General features: G+C 45.8%; 18 protein-coding genes. 11 read left to right on the plus strand and 7 right to left on the minus strand.

The features are described 5' to 3' along the window. A complete protein-coding gene (gene kdpF, locus A4R26_RS36055) occupies nt 1-81 on the minus strand; it encodes a K(+)-transporting ATPase subunit F (RefSeq protein WP_081163974.1) in 81 nt (26 codons plus the stop codon). 367 nt (nt 82-448) lie between these two features. Between kdpF and A4R26_RS11775 the strand changes: the two genes are divergently transcribed. Next, entirely contained in the window at nt 449-2,398 is a 1,950-nt protein-coding gene (locus A4R26_RS11775; protein WP_081163975.1) for a KUP/HAK/KT family potassium transporter, read from the plus strand. 148 nt (nt 2,399-2,546) lie between these two features. Here A4R26_RS11775 and A4R26_RS11780 read toward each other — a convergent pair whose 3' ends face one another. Next, nucleotides 2,547-3,875 (minus strand): sigma-54-dependent transcriptional regulator, encoded by a 1,329-nt coding sequence (locus tag A4R26_RS11780; protein ID WP_081163976.1) that lies wholly within the window; start codon nt 3,873-3,875, stop codon nt 2,547-2,549. A gap of 560 nt (nt 3,876-4,435) precedes the next feature. Between A4R26_RS11780 and A4R26_RS11790 the strand changes: the two genes are divergently transcribed. Then, nucleotides 4,436-5,083, plus strand: coding sequence for a rhomboid family intramembrane serine protease (locus A4R26_RS11790; RefSeq protein WP_081163978.1), 648 nt, complete (start codon nt 4,436-4,438; stop codon nt 5,081-5,083). A gap of 41 nt (nt 5,084-5,124) precedes the next feature. Here A4R26_RS11790 and tilS read toward each other — a convergent pair whose 3' ends face one another. Then, a complete protein-coding gene (gene tilS / locus A4R26_RS11795; RefSeq protein ID WP_081163979.1) occupies nt 5,125-6,537 on the minus strand; it encodes a tRNA lysidine(34) synthetase TilS in 1,413 nt (470 codons plus the stop codon). 51 nt (nt 6,538-6,588) lie between these two features. After that, the gene (locus A4R26_RS11800; protein WP_081163980.1) at nt 6,589-6,900 is read right to left on the minus strand and encodes a tetratricopeptide repeat protein; all 312 of its coding nucleotides are present in this window, start codon (nt 6,898-6,900) and stop codon (nt 6,589-6,591) included. A gap of 107 nt (nt 6,901-7,007) precedes the next feature. On the opposite strand from A4R26_RS11800, the gene A4R26_RS11805 reads away from it, so the two are divergent. The 7 genes from A4R26_RS11805 to A4R26_RS11835 all read left to right on the plus strand — a co-directional run bounded on the left by A4R26_RS11805 (nt 7,008) and on the right by A4R26_RS11835 (nt 13,667). Then, nucleotides 7,008-7,751, plus strand: coding sequence for an electron transfer flavoprotein subunit beta/FixA family protein (locus A4R26_RS11805; protein WP_081163981.1), 744 nt, complete (start codon nt 7,008-7,010; stop codon nt 7,749-7,751). A 201-nt stretch (nt 7,752-7,952) separates the two neighbouring features. After that, nucleotides 7,953-8,918 carry an electron transfer flavoprotein subunit alpha/FixB family protein gene (locus A4R26_RS11810; protein ID WP_207625730.1) on the plus strand — a complete coding sequence of 322 codons (966 nt, stop codon included), beginning with the start codon at nt 7,953-7,955 and terminating at the stop codon, nt 8,916-8,918. Between the two features lie 84 nt (nt 8,919-9,002). Continuing rightward, the gene (locus tag A4R26_RS11815) at nt 9,003-9,602 is read left to right on the plus strand and encodes a bifunctional nuclease family protein (RefSeq protein ID WP_081163983.1); all 600 of its coding nucleotides are present in this window, start codon (nt 9,003-9,005) and stop codon (nt 9,600-9,602) included. Between the two features lie 145 nt (nt 9,603-9,747). Beyond that, a complete protein-coding gene (gene ispE, locus A4R26_RS11820; RefSeq protein WP_081163984.1) occupies nt 9,748-10,605 on the plus strand; it encodes a 4-(cytidine 5'-diphospho)-2-C-methyl-D-erythritol kinase in 858 nt (285 codons plus the stop codon). Nucleotides 10,606-10,866: 261 nt separating this feature from the next. Then, nucleotides 10,867-12,096 carry an ornithine--oxo-acid transaminase gene (gene rocD, locus A4R26_RS11825; RefSeq protein WP_081163985.1) on the plus strand — a complete coding sequence of 410 codons (1,230 nt, stop codon included), beginning with the start codon at nt 10,867-10,869 and terminating at the stop codon, nt 12,094-12,096. Between the two features lie 108 nt (nt 12,097-12,204). Further along, nucleotides 12,205-12,894 (plus strand): VIT1/CCC1 transporter family protein, encoded by a 690-nt coding sequence (locus tag A4R26_RS11830; protein ID WP_081163986.1) that lies wholly within the window; start codon nt 12,205-12,207, stop codon nt 12,892-12,894. A gap of 80 nt (nt 12,895-12,974) precedes the next feature. Further along, nucleotides 12,975-13,667: a Uma2 family endonuclease gene (locus A4R26_RS11835; RefSeq protein ID WP_081163987.1), complete on the plus strand. Its 693-nt coding sequence runs from the start codon at nt 12,975-12,977 to the stop codon at nt 13,665-13,667. A 10-nt stretch (nt 13,668-13,677) separates the two neighbouring features. On the opposite strand, the gene A4R26_RS11840 is transcribed toward A4R26_RS11835, so the two are convergent. The 3 genes from A4R26_RS11840 to A4R26_RS11855 form a co-directional block, all read right to left on the minus strand. Further along, nucleotides 13,678-14,082: a hypothetical protein gene (locus A4R26_RS11840; RefSeq protein ID WP_081163988.1), complete on the minus strand. Its 405-nt coding sequence runs from the start codon at nt 14,080-14,082 to the stop codon at nt 13,678-13,680. Between the two features lie 204 nt (nt 14,083-14,286). Further along, complete coding sequence (locus A4R26_RS11845) at nt 14,287-15,537, minus strand: multidrug effflux MFS transporter (RefSeq protein WP_081163989.1); 1,251 nt, start codon at nt 15,535-15,537, stop codon at nt 14,287-14,289. A 194-nt stretch (nt 15,538-15,731) separates the two neighbouring features. Then, nucleotides 15,732-17,396: a glycoside hydrolase family 28 protein gene (locus tag A4R26_RS11855; RefSeq protein ID WP_207625731.1), complete on the minus strand. Its 1,665-nt coding sequence runs from the start codon at nt 17,394-17,396 to the stop codon at nt 15,732-15,734. A 686-nt stretch (nt 17,397-18,082) separates the two neighbouring features. Between A4R26_RS11855 and kaiC the strand changes: the two genes are divergently transcribed. Together kaiC and A4R26_RS11865 are read left to right on the plus strand one after the other, a co-directional pair. Then, nucleotides 18,083-19,813 carry a circadian clock protein KaiC gene (kaiC, locus tag A4R26_RS11860; protein WP_081163991.1) on the plus strand — a complete coding sequence of 577 codons (1,731 nt, stop codon included), beginning with the start codon at nt 18,083-18,085 and terminating at the stop codon, nt 19,811-19,813. Beyond that, the gene (locus tag A4R26_RS11865) at nt 19,791-20,141 is read left to right on the plus strand and encodes a circadian clock KaiB family protein (RefSeq protein WP_081163992.1); all 351 of its coding nucleotides are present in this window, start codon (nt 19,791-19,793) and stop codon (nt 20,139-20,141) included. The genes kaiC and A4R26_RS11865 overlap by 23 nt, the downstream gene beginning before the upstream one ends.

Here is a 20,141-nt window from a genome sequence, read left to right on the forward strand (position 1 = left end):
TTAGAATCTTTCAGGTTTAATTAATACATACAACAGGTAACCAAAAACCAGTATCGATAAAAAAAATAATGCGTTGATCATAGTTTATACTTTTTCAAAGAAGTCAATTGATTTATAGAATACATAAAAACAAACGAGGCCTGTTAGCAAAAGAATGAGCGTTAGCATAATTGAATTTTATTTGTGCCTTTAAAAAGCCAACGAAGTGCCGCGATTGAAAAAAAACGAAGGAAGAACAACAAGCAATTAATTCCCAGGCAACTACAACAAATTACCAACAAGCGTTCATATAACCGGAAAACCTAAACCCTTTCATTTTGAAAGGGTGCTTTATCAAATTGAAAAGGTTTTGTAACAATTAGGGTATAGCCCATACTAATAATAAACCTGAAAAAATAAAACCGCATTCCCGACCTGCGTTGGGGGTATGGTTTAAAACAAGAATAAAATGAGCTCATCTGCATCACCGGCTGTCTTTCATAAGCGAATCACCGCAGCCGGTATTTTAATTGCCGCCGGTATTGTGTTTGGCGATATCGGTACTTCACCATTGTATACGTTGAACGCCATCTTCCATGGCCGCGTTGTTACGGAAGATGTGGCGCTGGGTGCTTTATCGGCTATTTTCTGGACCCTCTTTTTTCAAACAACTTTAAAATACGTGATCATCACCCTGCAGGCCGACAATAAGGGCGAAGGCGGGATCCTCTCGCTGTATGCGCTTATCCGCCGTTTCTGGGGCAGATGGTTGCTGATACCTGCCATGGCCGGCGGCGCTTTTCTGCTGGCCGATGGTATTATTACCCCACCCATTTCTGTAGCTTCTGCCATAGAAGGGCTGCAAAAGATAAATCCGCATATTGATACGGTGCCTATTGTGATTGTGATCCTTGTTATCTTATTTACTTTTCAACAATTTGGTACAGATAAGATCGGTAAGGTATTCGGTCCCGTAATGATGGTTTGGTTTACGTTTATCGGCGCACTGGGTATTATGGCGTTGAGTCATGAACCCCGGGTACTTAAAGCGTTAAACCCTTATTATGCATATGTGATGCTGAAAGAAGTACCGGGTGGTTTCTGGTTGCTGGGTAGTGTGTTTTTGTGTACAACCGGTGCCGAAGCGCTTTATAGCGACATGGGTCACTGCGGCAGAAATAATATACGCATAGCCTGGATCTATGTTAAAATAATGCTGATCTTAAGCTATGCCGGACAAACCGCCTGGTTGCTGCAACATACCGGTAAGCAACTGGATGGCATCAGTCCTTTCTACCATATAGTTCCCGAGGTAATTTATATTCCTTCAGTTATCATTGCCACCCTGGCTACCATTATTGCCAGCCAGGCGTTGATAAGCGGGTCATTTACACTGGTCAATGAAGCCATCAGGCTGAACATGTGGCCCCGCCATCGTGTGGTGTTCCCGGGCCATATAAAGGGACAGATCTATATCCCTTTTGTGAACTGGTTATTGCTGGCCGGCTGTTTAGGTATGGTTTTGCATTTCCGCGAGAGTACCAAAATGGAAGCTGCCTACGGCCTAAGCGTTACACTTACAATGCTTATGAGCACTGTACTGATCAACTTCTACCTGTATACCAGAAGGGTAAAAATGATATGGGTTGTGCTGGTCATCGGATTGTTTTTGCTTATCGAGATCTCGTTCCTGACGGCCAATTTTCAAAAGATAAAAGAAGGCGGCTGGATAACGCTGATCATTGGCGCTATATTATTCGCCATCATGTATGTATGGCGCAAGGGTCGCAATATCGTTAACGGCTTTAAAAGGCTGGTATCTATTGAAGAATATATTCCAAAGCTGAAGCGCTTAAGCCTTGACGAGAATATTACCAAATATGCTACCAACCTGGTTTTTCTTACCACTTCAGGAACATCGCGTAAAGTGGAAAAAACGGCCATCGATTCCATTCTGTCAAAATCGCCCAAACGCGCCGACATCTATTGGTTTGTGCATGTGAATGTGCTCGATGAACCCTACGCCATGAACTATCACGTTGATACTATCGTAAAGGACGACGTTTACTTTATTGAGTTCAACCTGGGTTTCCGTATTGAACCGCGTATCGACTATTATTTCAGACAGGTGGCTAACGAGCTGGTTAAGTCAGGCGAAGTTGACGTATCGGGCCGTTACGAACAACATTACCAGGATAGCAAGATCGGCGACTACCGGTTCCTGGTAATGGAAAGTTTCCTGTCGTACGAAAACGATATGCCCTTCCTGAAAAATATAATGATGAAGAGTTATTTCAATCTAAAATTCCTGGGTGTAAAAGAATCCATCAACTTTGGTCTTGACCCCAGTAATGTAACCATTGAGAAATACCCGGTGGTGGTTAGTTCGTTCCAGCACCCGCCGCTGGTTAGGCAGTAATCGAAATGTAATAAGGTAGCCACGGGTAAAACCGTGGCCCTTTTCTTTTATAAACCGTAATAAGAAGTACGATGTATGAATTACGAAGAGTTCGACATTCGTACCGCCTGATTTTTACTCAACTTCCTACTTCCTGCCTCCCGAAGTATTAAACAATCTTATATTCCTCCATTTTCCGGTACAACGTCGTTAAGCCAATACCCAGCAGCACCGCGGTTTTCGTTTTATTGCCGTTGGTATAACGCAGCACTTTCTGAATATGATCCTTTTCAACGGCGGCCAGGGTAAGGCCCGAAGCGCCGGTTGATTGTTTCTGAATGTCAAACGGCAAATGTTCAGGCAAAATAGTATCACCATCGGCCATGACGGTAGCGCGTTCCAGTACATTGCGTAGTTCGCGAATATTGCCTTTCCAGGCATGCTGCTGCATCAATTGCAGGGCGTCTTTATGTATCTGCAGCACCGGCTTGTTCTCTTTTGCTGCCAAGTACGCCAGGAAATGACCGGCCAGGGCAGGAATATCCTCTGCATGTTCGCGCAATGGCGGCAATGAAATTGTGAAAACGTTCAGGCGGTAATACAGGTCTTCCCGGAACATTCCTTCGGCAATCGACTTTTCCAGGTTGCGATTGGTAGCCGCAATAATGCGCACATTGACCCTGGTTGTTTTTACATCGCCCAGCTTTATGAATTCGCCGTTTTCAATTACGCGTAACAGTTTGGCCTGAAGATCGATATTCATTTCGCCGATCTCATCGAGAAAAAGCGTGCCGCCATCGGCCAGTTCTATCAGTCCTTTTTTATCTTTCGCAGCACCGGTATAAGCGCCGGCTTTATGGCCAAACAGTTCGCCTTCGAGCAGGTCGCGCGCAAAGGCGCTGCAGTTTATGGCCACAATGGCTTTATCGCTTCGTTTGCTGCTTGCATGAATGGCATTGGCAAATACTTCTTTGCCCGTACCGGTTTCACCCAGCAATAATACATTGGCGCCGGCCGGTGCAATTTTCTGCGCCAGTTGTATTGCCTGTTTTATCAACGGGCTTTGTCCAATGATATCGTCAAAAGTATAGGCGCCTGTTTCTTTTATTTTTACTGCCGACTTCTTTTGCACTACGCCCTTTTCATATGCCTGGTACAACAGGGGCACAATGCGGTCGTTATCGTTGCCTTTGGTAATATAGTCGAATGCACCGTTCTTAATGGCCTGCACGCCATCGGGAATGTTACCGAATGCGGTGAGCAGAATGATCTCCACCAGCGGGTATTTCGCTTTCAGTTCTTTTACAAAACTTACCCCATCGCCATCGGGCAGCTTAACATCGCACAAAACAATATCAGGTTCTTTCTGAGCGAGCGAAGCCCGGGCCGCTTTTAACGTGGCGGCCTGCTCAACGGTAAATCCTTCCAGTGATATGATGCGGCTTAACAATTTCCGAAGCTGTTCTTCATCATCGATGAGTAAGATATTTCCGGGCATAGTGCGGTTTAATAGCCCAAAGGTAGTGGTTCTTCATTATGTCAATGCCTGGTAGCACCAACCACAAGGCAACGGCATAAACGAAAAAAGCCCCCGACACATCGGGGGCCTTTTCTATACCTATGAAGACTAATTCCTGTTATCAAGTTGTGCTCTGTATGCGTCACCAGCATTTCAATTAGCACATTAGCATATTATCAAATCAGCACATTTTGTATATGGCAATGCCCGTACCATGCCAACGGGGCCCCAAATGGGCCTTTTTTACACTTAGTCACAAATTCACGCGCTACTAACTGACTTTCAGCTAGTTGAAATTAAAATTGAGGTATGAAAATAATTAAAAGAATGCAAATACAACAGCGTAGGAATACGCAAATTTGTTTCAAAACCGGAATTAACACATCTTTTTGGGAAAGAAATTCACCATTCCAACAGGCGCCGCAACTGAATTTCCCCCTATTCTTTCCAGTTATATGTGCCAGGCACCCACTGCACAACCAGCGTAACGTGTTGGGCATACCTCGTTTCTTATTATTTTTGACCATCAATAAAAACCGATGACAATAACCCTGATCATTATTATTATTACCGTTATTACTTCCATTGCAGCCTTTTCGAATGATAAAGTTTTTAACGATTTCATTTTTTACCCGCCAGCCGTTACCCACAATAAACAATGGTACCGCTTTTTTACCTGCGGCCTAATTCATGCCGATATTGGCCACCTGTTCTTTAATATGTATGCTTTCTATATGTTTGGTGACAGCGTAGAGGCCAGTTTCATTCAGCTCTTCGAACAGAAAGGAAAACTGCTTTACCTGTTATTATATATTACGTCCCTGGCAGCCTGTTTACTGCCCACGTATTCAAAACATAAAAACGATGAAAATTACAGAAGCCTTGGCGCTTCCGGTGCTGTTTCGGCGGTGATCTTCGCTTATATTATGCTCAATCCTTTGCAGAAGATCGGTATCATCTTCATCCCCGGTATCGGGTTGCCGTCGTTTATATTCGGGCTTCTGTATATTGTTATCTCGTCGTGGCTCGATAAACGGGGCGGTGGTAATATCAATCACTCGGCGCACATTTTCGGCGGGTTGTACGGTATAGCGTTCCTGATCTTTGCCGGTTACGTTTTTTCCGATTATCATGTGCTGGCAGAATTCCTCGAGCGGGTACGGGGTTTTTCCAGCCGCTATTTTTAATAAGGTAACAGTTTTACCGGTTAGCCGGTCAAATTGTTACCTTACCTTGTCAACTTATCAACTTTTACCAACTGTATTTTCAAAACCTGCTTCGTAGCTTCCGTGAGCTTAAAGCGGTCGTCTATGCGCAGCCCCACCACCCACAGGATCTTTTTATTACTTTCCAGTACCCATACCTTTTCCTTATCGGTGAGCGATAGCTTCTGATCGATAAAGAATCGCGCCAGTTTCTTTTTCTTTTTCATCCCCAACGGGTAAAAATAATCGCCCTTTTTCCATTTGCGTAACAACAGGGGAAACTGCAACGCTGTTCTGTCGATGAGGGCAATGGCTGCATCATTCACCAGTTGTATATTTTTGCCTGTCAGCTGCTCAAATGCAAGTTCGCCGTTCTCAAATACCACTTTGCTTTCATCCTCATCAATCGCCAGCGTTTGGGCCTGCTCCGATTGGGCAGGCGCTATGATCAGCCAGCGCCTGTTCTTTATAATGCGATGGGTGGCAGATTGCACATAACGGCCCGACTCGCTGCCGAGCAGTTTGATCACTTCTTCTGTTTGTGCGGGTGAAAAGCCAAACGCTTTTATTATTTCGTATACGACAGTATACAACGGTTCCGCTTTTTGCAGCTTCAGCACCGGTATATGCACTTCGTGTCCTTTTTGTTCGAGCAGTTTTTTCTTATGCTGTTGTACAGCCTGTTCATACAATTGTTCCATATCGGCAAACCGGCGCAGGTTGGCGGCAAGGTTATTTTCTGCTTCGGGATAGATGTTTTGTACCAATGGGATCAATTGATGCCGGAAGTAATTACGGGAATATTTGTCCAATGCATTGGAACTGTCCTCAACCCATGTTAAGTTGTTCTCAGCAGCAAACTGTTTCAGTTCCTGTTTCCGCGCAAACAGCAATGGCCGAACGATTGACCCCTGTTTGGGCTGCATACCCCGCAAACCATGAATGCCGGTACCGCGGAAGAAATGCATCAGCATGGTTTCTATGTTGTCGTCAAGGTGGTGCGCTGTAAGCAGGCAGGTGGCGAGTGGCGAGTGGCGGGTGGAATGTTCCGATCCTGGCGCAACCGCTTCAGATTTCTGAACTCCCGTTTCACGGCCAAGCAGTTCCCCAAACCATTCATACCTCAACTCCCGCGCAGCTTCCTGTATAGATAATTTATGCTGCCCGGCATACGCTTCCGTATCAAACTCCTTCACCTGCAGGGGCACATTGTAATTTTGCGCCAGTTGTTGCACAAAGGCCGCATCACGTTCGCTTTCGGCGCCCCTTAATTTAAAATTGCAATGGGCAATGATGAATGAATAACCCGATTGTTTGCACAATTCGCACAACACAACGGAATCGATGCCGCCACTCACAGCCAGCAGTAATGTATCCTTTGGTGAAAAAAGATGATGCGCTGAAATATATTGCTGAAATCGTTGAAGAAGACTCATGAAAAAGATTAAATGATCAGGGCACAAACAAAAAACCGGGGAAGCGGGTTATCAAAAAGTGAGTTCTTCGTACGCACTTCGCAGTTCCCCAAAAGCATGTTTATCGCCCGCCTGTTTGGCCGCTTCCATCCCCTTCTCATACCATGCTATTGCCGCAGGGGTATCGCCGGTTCGCTCGAGCAGTTTGGCCAAATGATAATAAGAACCAATATATGCCGGACTTTGGGTCAATATTTCCTCAAAAATTGACCTCGCTGTATTGTCATCGCCCAGTTTTATGTACTCCAGGGCCAGTGCATGCCTTAAAAAATTGTCACCGGGCGAAGCCTGCAAAAACGCCTTCAGTTGGGTTATGCGGTCCATAATTCCTCAATTAAAAAATCCATAAAATATCTAAATGTATCTTTATGGCATGTATATTTGTATACATGGTTGCATAAACAACCAATGAACCAATAAATCTATTGCCAATGAAGATATTAGTTTGCATCAGCAAAACGCCGGATACCACGGCAAAAATAGCTTTCACCGATAACAATACGAAATTTGCGCAGGACAACGTACAGTGGATCATCAACCCATACGATGAATGGTACGCCCTTGTGCGCGCTATTGAATTAAAAGAAAAAGATCCATCTACTGTGCTGCATCTTATTAATGTAGGCGGCGCCGATGCCGAACCGGTTATCCGCAAAGCCCTGGCCCTGGGTGGCGACGAAGCCATCAGGGTGAACAGTACCAGCACCGACAGTTTTTATATTGCCTCACAAATTGCGGAAGTAGCCAAACAAGGTAATTATGATCTTGTTTTTACCGGTAAGGAAACCATCGACTTCAATGGTTCATCCATCGGCGGTATGGTGGCCGAACTGCTCGACATGCCATATGTTTCTCTGGCCATAAAATTTGAACTGAATGGCGCTACCGCTACCATCACCCGCGAAATTGAAGGCGGCGAAGAAGTTTGTGAAGTGGATCTGCCCGTTGTAGTTAGCTGTCAGAAAGGGATGGCCGAACAGCGTATTCCCAACATGAAAGGTATTATGGGCGCCCGTACCAAACCGTTGAAAGTACTGGAGCCGGCTGCTGCCGATACGCTCACTACCGTTGCGAGTTTTGAATTGCCGCCAGCGAAAGCAGGTGTAAAACTGATCCCGGCCGACAACCCGGCCGAGCTGGTGCGTTTACTGCACGAAGAAGCGAAGATCATTTAATGTGATAATGTGAGAATTAGTTAATGTGATAATTAAATACATTAGCTGATTATGAGCCAATCGATAGTAACAGGCTTCCGTTCCGCCAGCTGGCGGACACTTGTACGTTCGGTTCTTTATTCACCATCATTCAATTTGCTGATCTGATCGTGTATTTCATTATCACGTTATCACATTAGCTAATTATCAAATTAATTAATTATGGTTTTAGTATTTATAGATCAGGCCGATGGCCATGTTAAAAAAGCTTCTTATGAAGTATTGAGCTATGGTGCCAAAGTAGCAGAACAATTAGGCACATCCGCCGAAGGTGTGGTATTGGGCGCGGTTTCAGCGGGCGACCTCGCTGCATTGGGAAAATATGGGGTAAAAAAGATACACCATGTGGCCAATGATGCCCTTAATCACTTCGATGCACAGGTTTTTACAAAAGTAATTGCCCAGGTTGCGCAGGCAGCCGGGGCAAAAGTGATCATATTTTCGAACAATGTCGATGGTAAAGCTATCGCTCCGCGGCTGGCGGCCCGGCTCAAAGCCGGCTTTGTGCCCGGTGCAGTTGCATTGCCGGATACTGCCAACGGTTTCACCGTAAAGAAAAACGTTTTTTCCGGTAAGGCTTTTGCTAATTTGACTATCAATTCAGACATCAGGGTTATTTCGCTCAATCCCAATTCTTACCAGGTAACGGAAGGCAGCGGCACCGCCGAAGTTGTTCCTGCTTCAGTAACCGTAGATGCCCCTAAAGTGAAGATCAAAGCCGTGAATAAAGCGTCGGGCGAAGTACCATTAAGCGAAGCTGAAGTGGTGGTAAGTGGCGGCCGTGGCTTAAAAGGACCCGATAACTGGGCACTGATCGAGAACCTGGCCCATGCCCTTGGCGCCGCAACCGCCTGCAGCCGCCCTGTGGCCGATGAGCACTGGCGCCCGCATCATGAACATGTTGGACAAACTGGCCTCACTATTGCTCCTAATTTATATATTGCAGTCGGCATTTCGGGAGCCATTCAGCACCTCGCGGGAGTGAACCGCAGCAAGGTGATAGTGGTTATCAATAAAGATCCCGAAGCCCCCTTCTTTAAAGCAGCCGATTATGGTATTGTGGGTGATGCATTTGACATAGTTCCCAAAATAACGGAAGCGGTTAAAAAGCTGAAAGGAATGGCATAAATAAACCCGGTATATTCAATGAAATGAGGCTAAAGGATTAAGGCTCATTTTTTGAATAAAATCCCTTAGTTTCGTGCTTTCGTTATGAAGAAAATAGAGTTGGAAATAGTTGCCTTGTCACACAGCATTACGCAAACTCATTCCTATGCTGTTGTGTTGGGAGAAGTAAACGGGTTGCGCAGGCTGCCGATCGTTATCGGGGGCTTTGAGGCTCAGGCTATAGCTGTTGCACTGGAAAAAATGCATCCAAGCCGCCCGCTCACGCATGACCTCATGAAAAATTTCATGAATGCCTTTAACATTGACCTGCAGGAGATCGTGATCTGCGATCTGCAGGAGGGCATATTCTATTCAAAGCTGGTTTGTGTAAGTGAACACGATACGGTTGAAATTGATTCAAGAACATCCGATGCGTTGGCCCTGGCCGTACGCTTCGGATGTCCTATTTATACCTACGATAATATTCTCGAAAGCGCCGGTATTTTGATGGAAGACCCTTCCGGTAAGAAAAAACAGCCCCGCGAAGCCGTGGCCGCCGAATCTTCTGCCGGTACCGACGATCTGAAAACCCTCACCCTCGATGAACTGACCACCTTGCTGAACGAGGTGCTTGAACAGGAAGACTATATCAGGGCCATCGCCATCCGCGATGAAATAAATAGCCGCAAACGGAACAGAGGGTAATACAGATTTCTGATTTTGAGATTTTGAGATCTGCTTAAATGCGAAACGCCCCATAAATTTCAATATTCGCTAGTTTCAAAACACCCGGTTCAAATAATAGCAGATTTCCGGTTTTTCAAATCTAAAAATCCCAAAATCTCATCCTTTGGTTGTTTTCCCCAACTGCAAAATAAATCTGGGCCTTCATGTTGTACGCAAACGGGAGGATGGTTACCACAACCTGGAAACCATTTTTTATCCCCTGCCCCTGCGCGATGCACTGGAAGTGGTCAGCCGGCAACCGGTTGCGCCTCAAAGCGGAAGCGATCGGCCAATGCCTGATAGCGCAACCGCCTCACTTCATTTAAGCGGCTTGAATGTGAATGGCAGGCCGGAAGACAATCTCTGCATCAAAGCATATCACTTACTGAAAAAACATTATCCGCAACTCAGTGACGTCGACATGTACCTGCATAAGGCCATTCCCATGGGCGCCGGCCTTGGCGGCGGTTCTGCCGACGGCGCTTTCGCCTTACAACTGCTCAACGACAAATTTCAACTGAACATTCCCCTCGAAAAGCTGCTCGATCATTCGCTGCAACTGGGTAGCGACTGCCCGTTCTTCATCATCAACAAACCCTGTTTTGCTACCGGCCGCGGCGAGCTTCTGCAAACTATTCAACTAGATCTTTCCGCTTATTCATTCCTCGTAGTGCACCCCGGCGTTCACATCAATACCGGCTGGGCGTTTTCTCAACTCACGCCTGCCCCATCGCCGCAACCTTTACAGCAGATCATTCAGCAACCGGTTGCCCGCTGGCGCCATGCGCTTACAAATGATTTCGAAGCGCCTGTATGCAAACAGTATCCCGAACTGCAAGCCATTAAAGACAAACTCTATGAAGCCGGCGCATTGTATGCATCCATGACGGGCAGCGGCTCCTGTTTCTTTGGCATTTTTAACAAAGAACAACTCCCCTCCCTGCAATGGCCTGATAATTACGCGGTATTTAACCTGAAATAATCTGTCTACCGAACGGGTAGTTTAATATTTTCATCATTTTCACCCCTCGCCCAAATTGCTTATATTTGCAGCAAATAGCGTTGTTATCACTTTTAAGATCAACATACCGCACTTTCTTCACTTCAACCTCGATTTTCTGAATCATCGAGGATAATCCATCTGTTTCCCGGCCCTGCCGGGCGTATAAGGTATTCTGCCTGTTCGATCCCTTACGATATATTTTACCGTCGCATTTATTTATAATATTTATATCACCTGTTTATGGTTTCCACTTTATCTGACAAAACGAAGCATTATCTCGATCTTGAAGAACAGTATGGCGCACACAATTATCATCCCCTTCCCGTAGTGTTGCAAAAAGGAGAAGGCGTGTATGTATGGGATGTCGATGGCAAAAGGTATTATGATTTCCTGAGCGGCTATTCAGCCGTTAACCAGGGACATTGCCATCCTAAAATTATTGCTGCATTCATGCTGCAGGCGCAACAACTTACACTTACCTCCCGGGCATTTTACAACGATGCACTGGGTGAGTATGCAGCGTTCATCACTAAATATTTCGGCTACGATAAAGTGCTGCCGATGAACACGGGGGTTGAAGCTGTTGAAACAGCCATCAAACTGTGCCGTCGCTGGGGATATACCGTCAAAGGCATTCCTGAGAACAAAGCCACCATCATTGTATGCGGAGAGAATTTTCATGGCCGCACCAGCACCGTGATCTCGTTCAGCACCGATCCTTCTTCACGGAGTAAGTTCGGCCCATATATGCCGGGCTTTACCGTTATTCCCTATAACGATCTGCCTGCGCTTGAAAAAGCGTTGCAAGATCCTAACATGGCGGGTTTCCTGGTTGAACCCATACAGGGCGAAGCCGGTGTCGTAGTTCCCGACGAAGGATACTTGTCAAGGGCAAAACAATATTGCGAAGCAGCCAATGTACTGTTCATGGCCGATGAAATTCAAACCGGTTTGTGCCGTACAGGCAAAATGCTGGCATGCGACCATGAAAATGTACAACCCGATATCCTCATTCTTGGTAAAGCATTGAGCGGCGGTACGGTACCGGTATCGGCTGTACTGGCAAACGATGCTGTTATGCTTACCATTAAACCCGGCGAACATGGTTCTACTTACGGCGGTAATCCGCTGGCATGCCGGGTGGCCATTGAATCGCTGCGCGTGCTGAAAGAAGAGCATATGGCCGCCAATGCAACCGCCATGGGCGAATTGTTAAGAAAGGAGTTACAGGCATTGCAATCACCTTTTATTGATGTTGTTCGGGGAAAAGGATTATTAAATGCGATCGTCATCGAGCATACCGACAAGAACGCCGCATGGAATTTATGTCTCACGTTAAAGGACAATGGCCTGCTTGCCAAACCTACCCATGGCGATAAGATCAGGTTTGCACCGCCGCTGGTCATTAATAAAGAACAAATAATTGAATGTGTGCAAATTATTAAAAAGAGTCTCGACGCACTGGCATAACTAGTTATTCAGTTGTTCAGTTATTCAGTTGTTCAGTTGTTCAGTTTTCTAACCAACACTCAAGCTAATCAACTGAACAGTTCAATAACCAATGAACTAATCACTAATATGGACCACAAAGAAAAACATTTAGCAAGTTCTGCCATGCTCACCGATATAGTGATAGGCATGAGCGACGGGCTTACCGTTCCCTTTGCACTGGCAGCGGGTTTAAGCGGCGCCGTTAGTTCAACCGGCATTATCATCATTGCCGGCATCGCCGAAATTGCCGCCGGTTCCATTGCCATGGGACTGGGTGGCTACCTGGCAGGCAGAACCGCGACAGATCATTATAACAGCGAGCTGAAAAGAGAATACGAAGAAGTGGAACTGGTTCCGGAAAAAGAAAAAGAAGAAGTACGCGGGTTCTTTGAAAATCTCGGCCTAAGCGAAGAAGTTCAACAAAAAGCGGTTGAAGATATTGCCAGAGACAAAAAGAAATGGGTCGACTTTATGATGAAGTATGAACTCGGCCTGGATAAACCCGACCCCAAACGCGCAACCAAATCGGCATTGAATATCGGGTTATCGTATGCAGTGGGCGGACTGGTACCATTAAGCCCATACTTCTTTATCGATACACCCGTAGAAGCATTGAAACTTTCGGCAATCGTTACACTGATCTGTCTTTTTGTATTCGGTTATTTCAAAAGCCGCATGACCGGCGTTTCTCCCTGGGCCGGCGCATTAAAAGTGATGCTGATAGGCGCTGTAGCAGCCAGTGCAGCATTTGGTGTGGCGAAGATCTTTGAAGGATAATATTTTGTCTTTGATCAATTTCTTACACATTAATTGCCGGCACCTGATACATTCAAATGACAAAGTTGTAATTTGATGGTATGGAAAATAAAATACCATTAGAGGAGTACAAAAAAACACGCTATACCATTCAGGAATATCTTGAAGCGGAGCAAGCATCCGACGCAGAGTATAAATTTTTCCTCAACGAACCAGCAGTTGAATACAACAAAAAACGTTATACCATAGAAGAGTTCCTTCACATGGAGCGTGCATCAAATGTGAAGCATGAATATTACGAGGGTGAAATATTTGCCATGGCCGGCGCCGGCAAAAGGCACAACTGGATGTTCACAAATGTTTTCACAGGTATCGGCATTCAACTAAAAGGCAAACACTGCCTTACCTATGGCAGTGATATGAGAATGCATATTCCCGAAAACACTTTATTCACCTATCCCGATATTTCCATTTATTGCGGCGATCCAATTGCACTAAATGAAGATACACTTACAAATCCCACTATCATTATCGAAATTCTTTCCAGGTCTACCAGAAACTATGATCTTGGCACTAAATTTAAACTCTACCGCAATATACCTGCTCTTAAAGAATATATCCTGATAGATACAGAAAGCATTAAGGTAACGTCCTGGCGCATCAATACCCATCAAAACTGGGAATCTGAAGAATACACATCTTTACAGCAAATAGTTAAAATACCAACTGCAAGCTTAGCCATTTCCATGGAAGATATTTACCATGGAACTTCTTTGCTGAAACCACTTAGTTGAATTACAAATATCAATTTGTTGCTGTTTCTTCCTTTTTCAATTTAATATCGGGGAACAATGACATTACCATCATAAGTATGGCCGATAACAGCATAACCCACAACCCGATCTTTTTATCGGGACAAATACCGCGGTAACAACCGGAGTAAACGATATAACATCTTATAGCATACGAGAGAACGATAGCGCAGATAAACACGTTCCAGCGTTTGGCCCAGATCCGCTGAATGGCAAAAAAAGCAATAGTTACCACACTCATCACCACAAATACATTGCCCGGCTTTCCATAAGCCCTGTTCTCGGAGAAAAAGCCATTAAAGGTCTTATCCAGGTCAGGATGATAGGTCCAGGGTAAAAAACCAGCCAACACAAGAATAACAGCCGCTGCAATGCCGATCCATTGAGAATACTTCATCAGGTATTATTTGATTTAACCGGCAAAGTGCCGTTTAGGGCCGCAAACATACTAAATTCAGCTTAAAATGCTTAAGGCCGAAAGCCGAAGGCTTAACGCAGCACCTGACCATGCACTTTCACGAAAAATAGTTACACCCTGAAATGAAGGCAGTTCCGCCCGCTGCGTTCTACGTTCTGCCTTCCGCGTGTTGCGATAAGCGTTTCACAACGTACTCACCATCTCCACTTCTCCCTTCGCCACCGCTTCGGCGCGGGCCCTTATATAAATAATGTTTCGCCCTACCATATACATTGTAAAAGCACCAATGGCGCAGCAGGCCATTACGGCGGCCATGGGAAGCGCCGTGCTGTTCTGAAATATGCTCACCAGGGCCGATGTACAGGCGCCAATACACATTTGAATGGCTCCCATAAGCGCCGAAGCGCTGCCTGCGTTATGTCCGAAAGGCGCCATCGACAGGGCCGAAGCATTGGGAAACGTAAAACCCTGGCAGCATAGGAACAGAAAAATGAGAAATATGGTTATGAACAGATCGCCCCAGCCCAGCAATGTAAGGGCAACCAGTATCAACCCTATCGTACTCTGGCAGGCCAGCGCCACTTTAATGATCTGTTCGCTGGTATAATTCTTCAGCAATACGCTGTTGATCTGGCTGGCCCCTATCAGCCCCATGGCAATCAAAGCGAAGATCCAGCCGTATTGTTTTTCCGTTACATGAAAAACGCCCATAAACACAGAAGGGGAACCGCCTATATAAGCATATAAACCGGCAGCCGAAATTGCCGCCGTTAACGCATAGGTATAGAACTGCGGATGTTTTATTACGCCTGCAAAGTTTTTGAGGATGGGCACCGGTTTCAGCGAAAATGCGGGATCGGGCGGTTTGCTTTCGGGCAGCAAAAAATATATTCCGGCAAGCACGATCAAATCAACGATCATCAGCATGGCAAACACCCAGCGCCAGCCAAACAGGGCGGTAACATAACCGCCCGCCGTAGGTGCAATAATGGGTGATACAGCCACTACCAGCATCAGCATCGAAAACACTTTGGCATTCTCTTTTACGTCGAACAGATCGCGCACCATGGCGCGGGCTGCCACCATACCTACGCATCCCCCAAGCGCCTGCAGCAACCGCAGCCCGATCAATGCATTTACCGAAGCCGCCAACGCACAACCCAGCGACGCCAGCATATAGATCGAAAGCCCTATGTACAATGGTTTCTTGCGGCCAAACCGCTCCAGCAGGGGACCGTAAATTAATTGCCCGGCCGAGATGCCGATAAAAAAGCTCGATAACGAAAGCATCACCTTCGAAACTTCGGTGTTCAACCCTTTGGCAATATCCGGGAAAGCCGGCAGGTACATGTCGATTGAAAATGGACCAATGGCCGAAAGCATGCCGAGGATGAGAATCAGATAAAACTTCTTCTTGGGTTGGGAACTGCTCATGCGTTTACAAAGTTACTTTATTGAAACGCAAAATAAAAGCCACAGGCAGGCCGCCATTTCAAAGCTGCCTGCCTTCTTTTACCGGGGCAGCGCCTTTGAAAGGGAACCTGCCCTTACACCGCCGGCACAAAAAAAGGTGAGCCTCCTTGCGGAAACCCACCATAGCTGTGTGGTTCTGAGAAAAAATTTATTCGTTAATCCGTTATCAATACCGCCGGGTTGGCGCCATTGCTGAACGCCACTTTACCGGCGCTGTTCGGTATCCTGGCATTCACCACCCTGATGTTCTTATTCTTCTCCCCGTTGATGCTGAATAATAATCCCGCATCGGATGCATACTTAAATCCGTTCAATGTAATGTTTGAACCCGATTCTACATATACCACCGGGCCTGCGTTTTTACTGATAAGGGTAACATTCTTCATGCTGATCTCGCTCGCTTCTATGATCTCGGCCCCTTTATCGGTTTTCAGCACGATATTACTAAGTTCAATGCCCATTACTTTCATTTCGGGTAACCCGCGGATGAAAATGCCCCTTTTGGCTCCATTGCAAACGATATCCGAGAGCTGAAAATTGCGGAACCGGGGCGTAGCTTCCGTAACCTCCGGCACCTCTGTCTTTTCACCGGCCGCCGGCGGTTTGGTAAAATAATACATGTCCCACAGGATGGCATCCTCCACAATATCTTTCATGCGAATGTTCTTCACAAAGATGTTCTCTACCACACCACCCCTGCCGCGGGCCGTTTTAAAACGAAGCCCGATATTGGTGCCCATAAAAGAACAGTCATACACAAATATATTACGCGCGCCGCCGCTCATTTCTGAACCAACGACAAAACCGCCATGTCCTTTATAAACGATATTGTTGCGTACGATCACATTCTCCGTGGGTTTGCCTCTTTTTCTTCCTTCTTCATCTTTACCCGATTTTATACAAATGCCGTCATCCCCTACATCGAACGTGCAGCCTTCGATCAACACATTCCGGCAACTTTCCACATCGAGGCCATCGCCGTTTTGCGCATAATCGGGGTTTTTGGCAAAAACATTCCTGACGGTAAGGTCTTCACACATCACCGGATGCAAACACCAGGCGGGTGAATTCTGAAAAGTGACGCCTTCCAGCAACACCTTTTTACAGTTGTTGAATACAACCAGGTTGGGCCGTAAAAAATCCTTGATGTCTTCAAAATCTTTCAGGGTTTGTCCCGGCAAAATGGCGGTACCTCTTCTTTGTTCATGCGCCAGTTTTGTTTTGGCAGAAGGGAACCAGATGCGGTCATCGGCGCTCACCAAACCACCCGATGCTTTTTTCGCCTTCCATTCCCTTTCGGTAAGCTTGTCCTTCCCCACCATTCGCCACACATCGCCATTGCCATCTACCACACCGCGGCCGGTAATGGCAATATTCTGCAGGTCGTTGCCAAAGATGGGCGATTGATTGCGGGCCGACCTTCTCCCTTCATATGTTCCTTCAACCAGCGGATACTGATCAAAATCGGAAGTGAACAACAGGATAGCATCGCGTTCAAGATGCAGGTTTACATTGCTTTTCATTTCAACGGGCCCTGTGAGCCAGATGCCGCCGGGAACCAGCACCACCCCGCCGCCTTTGCTGCTACAGGTGGCAATTGCCCTGTTTATGCTCACGGTGTTCAGGGTTAACCCATCGGCTACAGCGCCGAACTTTTCTATATTGAATGTATCACGCCTGAACTTCGGTTCTGCTATCTTCGGCAGGTTATTCCAGTTGTAGGGCGATCGCTCGTTTGTGGTTTGCGCTTTCAATTGTACTGCATACACACTTACCATTGCGATAAGAACAAAGAAGATCAGGTTGTTTTTCTTCATCATTTGTAAGATATACAATTATTTAACATCCATATGGCATGTAAGCGTATGACGCAGACAAAGGATGATTGGTTGCAGTGGCCGGGGTGGCGGGAGCGGATTTTTATGGTAAACACGCACAATTTTTATGCAATCGTTCCCGGCCGATCTTATGAGGGACACTTAGTGACTAACTGCATTTCCTGTACAGTCAGGTACTTAGTAAATTAGTGAACTGAACTAACCGTTAACCATAGTCTTCACACAGAAGGCGCCTTATCCATTTGTAAAGTGTACCTGTAATATTGATGGAATGCACGTTCTGCCAGTGTACGGGTAAAACGGGAAAGGATCGCTTCATTGCGGTCCTTTTTTATTTATACATGCCGCTATGAATTCGTGACTAACCGTTTTTTTTAAGCAGGCGGCATCATGCTAATTTAGCTGTATCATTTAATCGAATTACCATAAACCTTTTCCATAAGATCACGCCTTATCCTTTCATGATGCTTATGGCGCTACTTAAGACCATTTAAGAGGTACTAACAACAGGAGGGATCACCAACCGGTGGTCCTTTTTCTTTATCAATCATTCAAAAAATTATAATAACAGCCCGAAAGTGTAGAATTTTTTCCACTACACCCCCTTGATTTTTCGTTGGCCCTGGTTTTTATATTAGTTTTTCTACAGTACTAAATCTCTTTTTTACATGTCACGTTCAGTAAAAAAAAGCAATACGACCGCCTTCGAAAAGACCCCTACCGGCATCAATGGTTTCGATGAAATCACTAATGGCGGCCTTCCCGCCAACAGGCCAACGCTCGTTTGTGGCGAAGCCGGTGCAGGCAAAACATTATTCTCCATAGAATTTATAGTTCGCGGGATACTTCAATATAATGAGCCGGGTGTTATTATGGTTTTTGAGGAAAAAGCTGAAGACCTTGAACAGAACGTAGCCTCGCTGGGTTTCAATTTGAAAAAACTACAAAAAGACGGATTACTGTGGATCGATCATGTGCATATCGACCGCACCGAAATTGAGGAAACGGGGATGTACGACCTGGATGGTTTGTTCATTCGTTTAGCACATGCCATTGATACCACTGGTGCCAAACGGGTAATGCTCGACACCATCGAGAACCTGTTTGGCGGCTTCGAGAATGAAGGTATTTTGCGCGCTGAATTAAGAAGGCTATTCAGCTGGCTTAAGAACAGAGGCATCACTACCATCATCACCGCTGAAAAAGGGCTGGGTACGCTTACCCGCCATGGACTTGAAGAATATGTTTCCGATTGTGTGATCCTCCTCGATCACCGGGTTAAAAATCAAATTTCTACGCGACTGCTTCGCGTGGTGAAATATCGTGGCTCCCTGCATGGTACCAACGAATATCCGTTTCTCATTGATGAAGATGGTATTTCTGTATTACCTGTTACATCCCTGTTGCTCGAAAGAGAAGTTTCCTCCCAACGGATCTCCTGCGGTATTCCATCGCTCGATGACATGTTGGACGGCAGGGGATTTTACCGGGGAAGCTCTATTCTTATCTCAGGTACTGCGGGCACCGGCAAAACCAATATTGCCGCTTATTTTGCCGATGCTTCCTGCAAACGTAAAGAGCGCTGTTTGTTCTTTGCATTTGAAGAATCGCCGCCTCAGATCATTCGGAATATGCAATCGATCAATATCGATCTGAAAAAGCATATAGATGCCGGGCTTTTGCAGATCCTGGCTACAAGGCCAACGTCGTATGGACTTGAATCGCATCTTGTGTCCATACATAAAAGAGTAAAACAATATAAACCACGTACGGTAATCCTCGACCCTATAACAAACCTGGTGACCGTGGCCTCCATCAGTGATGTAAAATCAATGCTGACCCGCCTGCTCGATTTTTTGCAGAACGAAGGCATTACTGTTCTTTTTACAGCATTGGTATTTGATAATGAGAAATCGTTACAAACAGATGAGGGTATATCTTCCCTGGTAGATGCGTGGATTCAGGTGCGCGATATAGAAGGTAACGGCGAACGAAACAGGGGCATCTACATTATGAAATCGAGAGGCATGAACCACAGCAACCAGGTAAGGGAGTTTGTGATCACCGAAAAAGGCCTGGAGCTCGTTGATGTGTTCCAGGGGCCTGAAGGCATTCTGGTTGGTTCGGCACGGCAGGCCCAGCTACTGCAGGAGGCTACCGGCATTGAATTACGAACTTACGCCGCCAGCCGGAAAGATCAGGCAATCGAACGTAAGAAATTAGTGCTGGAAGCGAAAATCGCGTCATTGAGAGAAGAGTTTGAGTCGGTACAGGATGAGCTCAATAAAACATTTATGGAAGAAAAATTGAAGAAAGAGATCATGGAGCGGAACAGACAACAATTAGCCAATTCCCGAAACAACCGGAATTTAAAAAATGGCAAAAACAGCAAAAAATAAAACGAATAACCAGTTAAGGTCTGTTATACGGCCAAACAAGCCAAAAGAGGAAAAATGGCAGTTACGTTTGTATATTGCCGGTAACACACCAAAATCGGCCGCTGCGCTTATCAATTTAAAAAAATATTGCGAAGAGCACCTGAACGACCGGTACGAGCTGGAAGTGATCGACCTGTTGGTGAATCCCCAACTGGCGGCCGGCGACCAGATACTGGCTATTCCTACCCTGGTAAGAAAAGTACCGGTGCCGGTTCGTAAAATAATCGGCGACCTGTCGAATGAAGAAAAAGTTTTAGTAGGACTAGACCTTAGATCTATAAAAAAATAA

It is taken from the genome of Niastella populi (assembly GCF_002078015.1).
GTDB lineage: Bacteria > Bacteroidota > Bacteroidia > Chitinophagales > Chitinophagaceae > Niastella > Niastella populi.